At 57.7% G+C, this 11,029-nt stretch carries 11 protein-coding genes and 1 other RNA gene; 7 read left to right on the top strand and 5 right to left on the bottom strand.

Annotation, left to right across the window (positions count from 1 at the left end):
- Positions 1 to 41 precede the first annotated feature (41 nt).
- The 3 genes from ssrA to smpB form a co-directional block, all read right to left on the bottom strand.
- Positions 42 to 433, bottom strand: a transfer-messenger RNA (tmRNA) gene (gene ssrA, locus QRN50_RS21250).
- 106 nt (positions 434 to 539) lie between these two features.
- Positions 540 to 824: a PA2433 domain-containing protein gene (locus QRN50_RS21245; RefSeq protein ID WP_024641934.1), complete on the bottom strand. Its 285-nt coding sequence runs from the start codon at positions 822 to 824 to the stop codon at positions 540 to 542.
- A 308-nt stretch (positions 825 to 1,132) separates the two neighbouring features.
- Positions 1,133 to 1,615, bottom strand: a complete 483-nt coding sequence (smpB, locus tag QRN50_RS21240) for an SsrA-binding protein SmpB (RefSeq protein WP_003313649.1) — start codon at positions 1,613 to 1,615, stop codon at positions 1,133 to 1,135.
- A 113-nt stretch (positions 1,616 to 1,728) separates the two neighbouring features.
- On the opposite strand from smpB, the gene QRN50_RS21235 reads away from it, so the two are divergent.
- Genes QRN50_RS21235 through QRN50_RS21225 form a run of 3 tightly spaced genes read left to right on the top strand, consistent with a single transcriptional unit; the run spans position 1,729 to position 3,881 of the window.
- A complete protein-coding gene (locus tag QRN50_RS21235; RefSeq protein WP_024639748.1) occupies positions 1,729 to 3,132 on the top strand; it encodes a sodium-dependent transporter in 1,404 nt (467 codons plus the stop codon).
- A 7-nt stretch (positions 3,133 to 3,139) separates the two neighbouring features.
- Positions 3,140 to 3,574, top strand: a complete 435-nt coding sequence (locus tag QRN50_RS21230; protein ID WP_003400153.1) for a type II toxin-antitoxin system RatA family toxin — start codon at positions 3,140 to 3,142, stop codon at positions 3,572 to 3,574.
- The gene (locus QRN50_RS21225) at positions 3,567 to 3,881 is read left to right on the top strand and encodes an RnfH family protein (RefSeq protein WP_011268885.1); all 315 of its coding nucleotides are present in this window, start codon (positions 3,567 to 3,569) and stop codon (positions 3,879 to 3,881) included. The genes QRN50_RS21230 and QRN50_RS21225 overlap by 8 nt, the downstream gene beginning before the upstream one ends.
- Before the next feature lie 63 nt (positions 3,882 to 3,944).
- Here the strand turns inward: QRN50_RS21225 and QRN50_RS21220 are convergent, their stop codons facing one another.
- Positions 3,945 to 4,466 carry an outer membrane protein assembly factor BamE gene (locus tag QRN50_RS21220; protein WP_003400155.1) on the bottom strand — a complete coding sequence of 174 codons (522 nt, stop codon included), beginning with the start codon at positions 4,464 to 4,466 and terminating at the stop codon, positions 3,945 to 3,947.
- A 98-nt stretch (positions 4,467 to 4,564) separates the two neighbouring features.
- Here QRN50_RS21220 and fur point away from each other — a divergent pair, with 98 nt between their 5' ends.
- Positions 4,565 to 4,972, top strand: a complete 408-nt coding sequence (gene fur / locus QRN50_RS21215; protein WP_003400156.1) for a ferric iron uptake transcriptional regulator — start codon at positions 4,565 to 4,567, stop codon at positions 4,970 to 4,972.
- A gap of 44 nt (positions 4,973 to 5,016) precedes the next feature.
- Here the strand turns inward: fur and recN are convergent, their stop codons facing one another.
- Positions 5,017 to 6,690, bottom strand: coding sequence for a DNA repair protein RecN (recN, locus tag QRN50_RS21210; RefSeq protein WP_024639747.1), 1,674 nt, complete (start codon positions 6,688 to 6,690; stop codon positions 5,017 to 5,019).
- A gap of 270 nt (positions 6,691 to 6,960) precedes the next feature.
- Between recN and grpE the strand changes: the two genes are divergently transcribed.
- From grpE to dnaJ, 3 genes are all read left to right on the top strand, one after another.
- On the top strand, positions 6,961 to 7,524 hold the full coding sequence (gene grpE / locus QRN50_RS21205) for a nucleotide exchange factor GrpE (protein WP_003313642.1): 564 nt from the start codon (positions 6,961 to 6,963) through the stop codon (positions 7,522 to 7,524).
- 111 nt (positions 7,525 to 7,635) lie between these two features.
- Positions 7,636 to 9,552, top strand: a complete 1,917-nt coding sequence (gene dnaK, locus QRN50_RS21200) for a molecular chaperone DnaK (RefSeq protein ID WP_003400158.1) — start codon at positions 7,636 to 7,638, stop codon at positions 9,550 to 9,552.
- 327 nt (positions 9,553 to 9,879) lie between these two features.
- Positions 9,880 to 11,022, top strand: coding sequence for a molecular chaperone DnaJ (dnaJ, locus tag QRN50_RS21195; protein WP_003395180.1), 1,143 nt, complete (start codon positions 9,880 to 9,882; stop codon positions 11,020 to 11,022).
- Positions 11,023 to 11,029: the final 7 nt, after the last annotated feature.

Raw genomic sequence — 11,029 nt, 5'->3', positions numbered from 1 at the left:
AGACACAAAAAAGACGCCCTAGGGCGTCTTCATTTGCAATTTGGTGGAGCCGGGGGGATTTGAACCCCCGTCCGCCAGTACTCCGCTGTCGGTACTACATGCTTAGCCGTGTCTATTAAGTTAACCCTCAGCGACCCGACGGGCAGGGTGCTTTGGGCGAGTTGTGTAAGTTTTAGTCGCTTCGTCCACAACGTACTAGGCGACGATCCTGTTCTATATGACAATCATTTCGGGTTTACAGGCATCCCCTGATGATTGCTGGAGCCGAAGCTACCAGAAGGAAGGCTAGCACCGCTTACGCGGCGAGAGCGTATTCCCCGTAGGTTTCGTCATTGGCAACTATAGAAAGTTGCAACAGTGGATTTACGAGTTCTGTTACCAACTCGGCATGCACCTAAAGTTTCATCACCGGCGTCGAATCCAAATCGGCCCCGAGACTGCTTTCGCAATCGCTGGGGCGCAGTGTACGCCAATTGGCGTGGCACGTCGACCCGTCTACTGCAATCGTTCAGGCCAGCCTGGCTGGCCTGCTCGAAGCTTTACTTGGCGCCTTCGCTGCCCGAACCGGTGTTGTTCAATGACGTGATAGCTTTCTGAGTGATCTCAATGCATTTTTTCTCGTCTTTTTGAGCTTGGGCCGCCTTAGCGTTCTTCACCGTGGTTTCGAGCATGTCCGTGTTTCCGGTGCTCAGGTTTGTGTTGGTAGAGTCCACAGAGTTTTCAAGAGTCTTGATATTGGCAGAGCACAAATCATCGGCGGCAAAAACCGGCGAAGCCAACAGGGCGGCGCTGAGGAACAATCCAGTGAGGGCGGTACGCTTCATGTGTTTCTCCTTAATAACCTGTGGACTCGGTATGTCCGGTGTTTGAGGCCGTCGCCCGAGGGGTTTGAAAGCCCGTTTAACAGCTGGGCCTAAAGGATTGACTGTGGCGTAACGCAGGCGTTCTATTTTATTTTCGCAATACTGCGAAATAGCCACATTGCGCATTCAAGCACCAAAATGAGGCGATCTTCGCTTGGAGGTATCGAACGGCTTGACGCGGGGAGTGGCGCGGGGTATGCGGGTAGAGGGGTAGATATGAAGTGCCAAATGTCCGGGGCTGGACATTTGGCACACGCCAGCGCCAGGAACTAGTCTTCCTTGCCTTTGGAGCGCACGGCACGCTGCAGCTCACGGTCCGAATCGCGTTCGCGTTCGGTGTGACGCTTGTCGTATTCCTTCTTGCCTTTACCCAGCGCAATTTCGCACTTGACCAGGTGCTCCTTCCAGTAGACGGAAAGGGCCACGCAGGCATAGCCTTTCTGCTGAACCGAGCTGGTGAGCTTTTCGAGCTCGCGCTTGTTCAGCAGCAGTTTGCGGGTGCGTGTCGGGTCAGCGATGACGTGTGTGCTGGCAGTCTTGAGAGGCGTGATGTGGCAACCCATCAGCCAGGCCTCGCCATCCTTGAGCAGCACATAACTGTCGACCAGCTGTACCTTGGTGGCACGCAGGCTTTTTACTTCCCAGCCAGACAGGACCAGACCGGCCTCGAACTTGTGTTCGATGAAGTAATCGTGACGCGCTTTCTTATTCTGCGCGATGGTCCCTGTAGGGTGTTTCTTGAGCTTAGCCATAGGGGGCGCATTATAGGCAGTTGCATCAATGTCGGCTACGGGAAAGCGCGTGCTTGAGCACAAAGGTTGAATCCCGGACAATGCGCGATCTTTTTTGGCTGGGCGTTTCGATAATGTCGACGGACAAGGTTTCGGTCCACGGTAGCTGGGCAAGCCGCTGGGTGTTCATCCTGGCTGCCACCGGCTCTGCTGTGGGGCTGGGCAGTATCTGGAAATTTCCGTACATGGTCGGTGCCTATGGCGGCGGTGCATTTGTACTGGTTTTTCTGGCGTGCATCGCGCTGATCGGTATTCCGGTCATGATCGCCGAGACGCTGATTGGTCGTCGTTCCCGGCTCAGTCCTGCGAATGCGCTCAAGACGCTGGCGCAGGAAGCGGGGCATTCGCCGCGCTGGTCCTGGGGTGCGTTTGCCGGGATGATCACGGCGCTGCTGATTCTCTCCTTTTATAGTGTGGTGGGCGGTTGGTCGCTGGATTACATCATCGACATGGGGCGCGGCGACTTTCAGGGGGTGTCGCCGGATCAGGTCGGTGCGTATTTCGGTGCGGTGATTGCCGACCCATGGCGTCTGATTCTGTGGCACACCATTTTCATGCTGCTGTCGGCGGTGGTGATCGGCAAGGGGGTCGAGGCGGGGCTGGAGAAAAGCCTGCGCATCATGATGCCGATGCTGTTCCTGCTGATGCTGGCGCTGTTGGGCTACAGCCTGACCACCGGGCATTTCATGGAAGGCGTGCATTTCATGTTCGACTTCAATCCCGAGAAGGTGCTGGATGGCTTGCTGCCCGCGATGGGGCATGCGTTCTTTTCCCTGAGCGTCGGTGTGGGCTCGATCATGGTCTACGGCGCGTACATGACCAAAGGCGCGTCGATCAGCAGCACGGTCGTCGGCATCGCGTTGCTCGATACCTTCGTTTCGCTGTTGGCCGGCCTTGCGCTGTTCCCCATCGTGTTCGCAGCAGGCCTGAACCCCAGCGAGGGGCCGGGCCTGATGTTCGTCACGTTGCCGTATGCATTCGGCAACGTCGCGTTCGGCCAGTTGATGGGCATCGTGTTCTTCGTATTGGTGGCCGTTGCAGCCTGGAGTTCGGCAATTTCGTTACTTGAGCCGATGGTCGCCTATCTGGTCGAGCGCACCCGTATTCGTCGCGCCTGGGTGACGTTCTGGCTGGCCTTTACCTGCTGGTTTGTCGGGCTGGGCACGGTGTTCTCGTTCAATATCTGGCAAAAAGCCAAGTTTTTCGTGAACGATGGAGGCGCATTCCACCTCTATCAATGGGGCGCATCGACTGGCCTGGACTTCTTCGGAGTCATTGATTTCTTCACTTCGCGGATCATGTTGCCGCTGGGTGGGTTGTGTTTTGTAGTATTCGCTGGTTGGGTGATGAGCCGTGAGACGGTGCGCGACGAATTGTCGATTCGCAGTCCGCTGCTCTTCAACCTGACGTACTTTTTGATGCGCTACGTGGCGCCGCTCGGCATTCTTGTGGTGTTTGCCGCTCAGCTCTGGAAATGACGCTCACATGACTACGCATATACAACGCTCTGCTTTACTGCCGTACCCGGCCGGGTTCCTTTATGACCTGGTCAATGATGTGGCTCGTTATCCCGAGTTTCTGCCGTGGTGTTCGTCCGCTACCGTGGTTGAAGCCAGTGAGGCGCAGATGCGCGCCAGCCTGGAGATCGCCAAGGGGGGGCTGAGCCAGAAGTTCATGACGCGCAACACGCTGGTTCCCGGCGAGTCGATCGTGATGGACCTGGTCGAAGGTCCGTTCGAACAGTTCCACGGTGTCTGGACATTCAAGCCGCTGGGCGAGAAAGCCTGCAAGATCAGTCTGGATCTGTCCTTCGATTATGCCGGCACCATCGTTCGCGCCACGCTGGGGCCGCTGTTCAATCAGGCAGCCAACACGCTGGTGGATGCGTTCTGCCAGCGAGCGAAAGAGCTGCATGGCTGACGCATCGATTCAGATAGAGGTGGTCTACGCCTCTGTACAGCGCCAGGTATTGAAGACAGTCGATGTACCGACCGGTTCTTCGGTGCGTCAGGCGCTGGCACTCAGCGGCATCGACAAGGAGTTTCCCGAACTGGATCTGAGCCAGTGCGCCGTGGGTATTTTCGGCAAGGTGGTGACTGATCCTGCTGCGCGGGTGCTGGAGGCGGGGGAGCGGATAGAGATTTATCGTCTGCTGGTGGCCGACCCCATGGAGATCAGGCGTCTGCGTGCCGCCAGGGCGCGTGAGAAAAGAGGGCTTCCCGGCTGAACGCAGGCTGAATGGAAAGCACAAAAAGCCCGGCATGCCGGGCTTTTTGTTGGACGCTTTGGACTACCGGGAGTTGGTGTCCAGCGGTTCCTGAGTCGGGACCGGTACGGTCTCGACGCTGTCCACGTCTTTCTGGATTTTATCCAGCAACGAACCTGGCTTGGCCGGCTCTTCAGGCTGCTGCACTGGCTGGTTCTCTGCCGGGACAGTGGTGTTGCTGTCCTTGCCGAGAATGGCTTCATCGCGGCTGACGCCGGGCATGAAGTCACCAGACAGGCTCACGAGCTGGTCATTACCGTTGAATATGAGGCTGACACGCTCCTGCTGGCGTTCACCGCCACCTGGCTGCAGGCTGTACAGGTAATCCCACCGATCGGAGTGGAAAGTGTCGGTCAGCAGGGGGTTGCCCATGATAAACCGTACTTGCCGCCGGGTCATTCCGGGGCGTAACTGGTCTATCATGTCCTGCGTGACGACATTACCCTGCTGGATGTCGATTTTGTAAACCCCGGGGAATGAACAACCGGCGAGTGCGAGCAGTCCCACGAAGGTGAAACTGGTTAGCAAGAGCTTGGTGTTTTGCATCGGTGGGCGACTTCCACTATCTTGGCTGGGACAACGTAAACTCCGATCATACCTGCATTAAGAGAAGCTGCGAAGCAGCGTCTGCGAGAAAGCTGACCATGGTTGAAAATAGCGAACTACGTAAAGTAGGACTCAAGGTAACCCTACCGCGGGTCAAAATACTGCAAATGCTCGATTCTGCAGAGCAACGCCACATGAGTGCCGAGGATGTCTACAAGGCTCTCATGGAGGCTAGCGAGGACGTCGGTCTGGCCACGGTTTACCGTGTTCTGACTCAGTTCGAGTCCGCTGGGCTGGTGGTGCGCCACAATTTCGACGGCGGTCATGCTGTGTTCGAGCTGGCTGATGGCGGCCACCACGACCACATGGTCAATGTGGAATCGGGTGAGGTGATCGAATTCTTCGACGAAGAAATCGAGAAGCTTCAAAAAGCCATTGTCGAGAGACACGGCTTTGACCTGGTGGACCACAATCTGGTGCTTTACGTCCGCAACAAGAAGGCGTAATCAGCAACAGGGGCGACCGCGGTCGCCTTTGTGCGTTCTATAGCTCAGCTTTTCGCCGTAACGACCATCTTTTTGGCGTGCGCCAGAGATTCCTTGGTCAGATCGATGCCGCCCAGCATTCGGGCGACTTCCTCTATACGTTCAATCTTGCTGAGCTTGGACACCGCTGTGCGCGTTGCGTCGTTGTCGCGCACCTTGTGCACGAACAGGTGCTGATGGCCCTGCGCCGCGACCTGCGGCAGGTGAGTGACGGTCATGACCTGGCCGCGCTCGCCCAGGCGACGCAGCAGTTGCCCTACGATCTCGGCGGTCGGTCCGCCAATCCCCACATCCACTTCATCGAATACCAGCGTCGGCACCCGCGAAGTTTGTGCGGTGATGACCTGGATCGCCAGGCTGATGCGCGACAGCTCACCCCCCGACGCGACTTTTGCCAGCGCTTTCAGTGGTTGGCCGGGGTTGGCGCTGACCAGTAGCTCCACCTGCTCCAGGCCGTGAGGCGAGGGTTCAACGCTGGCATTGGCTTTGAGGTCGATCTGGAAACGGCCGCCGGGCATGCCAAGGCGATGAATTTCCTGTTCCACAGCGCTGGCCAGTTTCGTCGCCGAATTGTGGCGCAGGTCGCTCAGCTCACGGGCTTTATCCTGATAGTGCCGGGCGAATGCCTGCACTTCATGCTCCAGGCGTTCGATGGATTCGTCGTTGGCATTCAGCGTTTCTATTTCATCCAGCAGCTTTTGTTGCAGTGTCGCCACTTCGCCTGGCTGGATGCGGTGCTTGCGCGCCAGTGTGTAAATGGCATCGAGACGTTCTTCAAGCTGTTGCAGGCGGGCAGGGTCGGCATCGAAGTGATCCAAAAAGCGATTCAGCTCGCCTACCGCTTCTTCTACCTGTATCTGCGCGCTGGACAGCAGCCCTGTGGCCTCGCTCAGGGCGGACGGGGAATGGTCGACGCTGCCAAGACGATGCAGGCTGGCGGTCAGGGCATTGAGCACGTTGCCGGAATCGCTTTCGCTGCACTGCTCGACCACTTGTCGGCAAATGCTCAGCAGGCTTTCGGCGTTGGTCAGGTCCTTGTGTTCCTGTTCGAGCTGTTCAAGCTCGTTTTCGCCCAGGCTCAGGCTTTCCAGCTCTTCGAGCTGATAGCTCAGTAACTGATGCCGTGCGCGTTGCTCGTCACCCGAATTGGAAAGACGCTCGAGCTCCTGCCGCGTCTGCCGCCAGCGCTGCGCGGCGAGATGGACCTGACGGGCCAGATCGGTTGCACCCGCGTATTCGTCGAGCAGGCGCCGATGGGTATCGGTCTTGAGCAGCGACTGGTGCTCATGCTGGCTGTGAATATCGATGAGCAGTTCGCCCAGCGCCTTCAGGTCGCCCTGAGGGCAGGGTGAGCCATTGATATAGGAGCGTGACCGACCTTCGGCAGTGATGACCCGGCGCAGGATGCAGGGGCCGTCGTTGTCCAGGTCGCGCTCTTTGAGCCAGGTCTGTGCCTCGGGAATGTCGCCCAGGTCGAACGTGGCCAGGATGTCGGCCTTGTCGGCGCCGGGCCTGACCACGCCGCTGTCGGCACGGTCGCCCAGGGTCAGGCCCAGGGCGTCGAGCATGATCGACTTGCCAGCGCCGGTTTCGCCGGTGATGACGCTCATGCCTCGATCCAGTTCAAGATCAAGGTGTTCGACAATGGCGTAGTTGTGTACGGAAAGGTGCACCAGCATTGAGCGGCTCCCGGGCTGTTTGTCTGGTTATTTATACAGTGTTTTATTTGTGGCTGACAATGCCCTTGCTTAGCTCGATTTCATCGGTCTGCAGTGGTTTTTAGTCTCTCTTGAGTCGTTTCGCCATTTTTTGTCGGGCTGGAATCCGGATTATTTGTCAGGGAATGCGTATCTCGATCGCACGAAACCCTTGAAGCCGGAAAATCCGATCCCATATAGGTGGGCAGAAGCGCGAATCGGGATCGCGGACGTTTTTAGAGGAGAACATGTATGGCTGACGAACAGAATCTGGATGCGCAGGCTCAGGATCAGGCTGCCGAGGCGGGCGCGGGTGACGAACTGACAACCCGCGTGCAGGTGCTCGAAGAGCAACTGGCTGCTGCGCAGGACCAATCCCTTCGCGTGGCTGCGGATCTGCAGAATGTCCGCCGCCGTGCCGAACAGGATGTTGAAAAGGCGCACAAGTTTGCGCTGGAGAAATTTGCCGGTGATCTGTTGCCGATCATCGACAGTCTGGAGCGAGGCCTTGATCTGTCCAGTCCGGACGATGAAAGCATTCGCCCGATGCGTGAAGGCATCGAGCTGACCTTGAAGATGTTCCAGGACACCCTCAAGCGTTATCAGCTGGAAGCCATCGATCCGCACGGTCAACCGTTCAGTGCCGACCAGCACCAGGCGATGGCCATGCAGGAAAGTGCCGACGTTGAGCCCAACACGGTGCTCAAGGTATTTCAGAAGGGTTATCAGCTTAATGGTCGCCTGTTGCGCCCGGCCATGGTCGTGGTCAGCAAGGCACCATCGCCTGCAACGCCGTCAATCAACGAGCAGGCTTGAAATCAGCTGTAAGGCCCCCATTTAAAGGTCAAGCGTTTAAGAGCTACCGCACGGTGTAAACGCACTGGCGGCAACCAAATCCAAGTTTTGCAAGTTTCGGGAGAGTCAAAGATGGGCAGAATTATCGGTATCGACCTGGGGACTACCAACTCCTGCGTCTCCATTCTGGAAAACGGTAACGTCAAGGTTATCGAGAACGCCGAAGGTACACGTACTACACCTTCGATCATTGCTTACGCAAATGATGGCGAGATTCTGGTCGGCCAGTCCGCGAAGCGTCAGGCGGTCACCAACCCGCACAACACGCTGTACGCGGTTAAGCGTCTGATCGGTCGCAAGTTCGAAGAGGATGTCGTTCAGAAAGACATCCAGATGGTCCCTTACAAGATCGTCAAGGCTGACAACGGTGATGCCTGGGTTGAAGTGAATGGCCAGAAAATGGCGCCTCCTCAGATTTCCGCTGAAATCCTGAAGAAAATGAAAAAGACTGCCGAAGACTATCTCGGTGAAGCGGTTACCGAAGCGGTCATCACCGTTCCGGCCTACTTCAACGACAGTCAGCGTCAGGCTACCAAGGACGCTGGCCGTATTGCCGGTCTGGACGTCAAGCGCATCATCAACGAACCTACCGCAGCCGCGCTGGCTTACGGGATGGACAAGGCCAAGGGCGACCACACTGTCATCGTGTATGACCTGGGTGGCGGTACCTTCGACGTCTCGGTCATCGAGATCGCTGAAGTCGATGGCGAGCACCAGTTCGAAGTGTTGGCCACCAACGGCGACACGTTCCTGGGCGGTGAAGACTTCGACATTCGTCTGATCGACTACTTCGTCGACGAATTCAAGAAAGAAAGCGGCATGAACCTCAAGGGTGATCCGCTGGCCATGCAGCGTCTGAAAGAAGCTGCCGAAAAAGCCAAGATCGAGCTGTCTTCCAGCACCCAGACCGAAGTCAACCTGCCGTACATCACTGCAGACGCAACCGGTCCGAAGCACCTGGTAGTGAAGATTTCCCGCTCCAAACTGGAATCGCTGGTTGAAGACCTGGTTCAGCGCACCATCGCTCCTTGCGAAATGGCGCTGAAAGATGCTGGCATCGACAGGAGCAAGATCAACGACGTGATTCTGGTCGGTGGTCAGACACGTATGCCGCTGGTTCAGAAGCTGGTGACCGAGTTCTTCGGCAAAGAAGCACGCAAAGACGTCAACCCTGACGAAGCCGTTGCCATGGGTGCTGCCATTCAGGGCGCAGTCTTGGCGGGTGATGTCAAAGACGTTCTGCTGCTGGACGTCAGCCCGCTGACTCTGGGTATCGAAACCATGGGCGGCGTGATGACTGCGCTGATCGAGAAAAACACCACGATTCCTACCAAGAAATCCCAGGTGTTCTCGACTGCCGATGACAACCAGAACGCGGTAACCATTCACGTCCTGCAGGGTGAGCGTAAGCAAGCCGCTCAGAACAAGTCTCTGGGCAAGTTCGACCTGGCCGAGATTCCACCTGCTCCACGTGGCGTGCCACAGATCGAAGTGACCTTCGACATCGACGCAAACGGTATTCTGCACGTTGGCGCGAAAGACAAGGCCACCGGCAAGCAGCAGTCCATCGTGATCAAGGCCAACTCCGGTCTGTCCGAGGAAGAAATTCAGCAGATGGTTCGCGATGCTGAAGTCAACTCCGAAGAAGATCGCAAGTTCGAAGAGCTGGCCTCTGCCCGTAACCAGGGTGATGCGCTGGTCCACTCGACTCGCAAGATGATCGCTGACGCGGGTGACAAGGTCACTGCTGAAGAGAAGACTGCGGTAGAAGCTGCGCTGGTTGCTCTGGAAGCCGCTATCAAGGGCGACGACAAGGCTGCCATTGAAGCCAAGGTCGAAGAGCTGTCGAAGGTTTCCGCGCCAATCGCTCAGAAGATGTATGCCGAGCAGGCTGAAAACCCGGACGCTGCGGCCAAGCCAGCTGAAGAAACTGCCAAGGCTGACGATGTTGTCGACGCCGAGTTTGAAGAAGTAAAAGACCACAAGTAAGCGCAGGCTCACTTGAAAGCCGGTTGACCTCTTTCGAGCGCTGACTGGTAGGATGTCGCCGCGCGGGAGCTTGCTCCCGCGTTGGCGTGTCTGGAACAGGCAAAAATTTCGGCGTGTGGAGTTGCTCCGCACGCCACGTGGCAAGATCGCGACGCTCCTGCGTGGCGAATCATTCTGCCGCTTTCTCGGCCGGATGCATCTGGCTGCTGAACGAAGACCAGGATCGTTGAATCGACGTGAGTTGGGTCCGGGCCTGTATGGGGCTCAACGAGTTTGGTGCGGCTCAGGAGAGCCTTCGCCGAACGTCCTCAAGAGTGCGGAAGAATTATGGCAAAGCGTGATTATTACGAAGTGTTGGGAGTGGAGCGAGGCTCCAGCGAGGCGGACCTGAAGAAGGCTTATCGCCGTCTGGCGATGAAGCATCACCCTGACCGCAACCCTGATGACAAAGCATCGGAAGAGCTGTTCAAAGAGGCCAACGAAGCCTACGAAGTGCTTTCCGACGCCAGCAAACGCGCGGCCTACGATCAGTATGGCCATGCCGGTGTCGACCCGAGCATGGGTGGCGGCGGTGGTTTTGGTGGCGGTGCCGGTGGCGCCAACTTCTCCGATATCTTCGGCGATGTGTTCAGCGACTTCTTTGGCGGCGGCCGTGCCGGTGGCGGCGGTGGTCGTGGCGGCGCTCAGCGTGGCAGCGACCTGCGCTATACGCTGGAGCTGAATCTGGAAGAGGCGGTTCGCGGTACTAACGTGAATATCCGCGTTCCGACGCTGGTCAACTGCAAACCATGCGACGGCAGCGGCGCCAAGAAAGGTTCTTCGCCGGTCACATGCCCTACGTGCGGCGGCATTGGTCAGGTGCGCATGCAGCAGGGGTTCTTCTCTGTGCAGCAAACCTGTCCGCGCTGCCACGGCCACGGCAAGATCATCTCTGACCCGTGCGATTCCTGCCACGGCGAAGGCCGCGTCGAAGAGTCCAAGACGCTTTCCGTCAAAGTGCCGCCAGGTGTCGATACCGGTGACCGCATTCGTCTGTCTGGCGAAGGCGAGGCGGGTACCCAGGGTGGCCCGACCGGCGACCTGTATGTCGTGATCAATGTGCGCGAGCACGCGATCTTCCAGCGGGACGGCAAGCACCTGTTCTGCGAAGTGCCTATCAGCTTTACCGATGCAGCGCTGGGCGGCGAGCTTGAGGTGCCGACGCTCGACGGTCGCGTCAAACTGAAAATCCCCGAAGGTACCCAGACCGGCAAGCAGTTCCGCTTGCGTGGCAAGGGCGTCGCTCCAGTGCGTGGCGGTGGTGCCGGTGACTTGATGTGCCGTGTTGCCGTCGAAACCCCGGTCAACCTGAGCAAGCGTCAGCGCGAGCTGCTTGAAGAGTTCCGCACCTCGCTTGAAAACGACGAGTCCCACTCTCCGAAAGCCAGTGGCTGGTTTGAGGGTGTGAAGCGTTTCTTCGGCGATCTGTAAGGCTATC

Origin of the sequence: Pseudomonas sp. MEJ108 (assembly GCF_030208985.1) — a bacterium.
GTDB classification, from domain to species: domain Bacteria; phylum Pseudomonadota; class Gammaproteobacteria; order Pseudomonadales; family Pseudomonadaceae; genus Aquipseudomonas; species Aquipseudomonas fragariae.
Note: the sequence above shows the minus strand (reverse complement) of the source record. Positions and strands in the feature narration are given on the sequence as shown.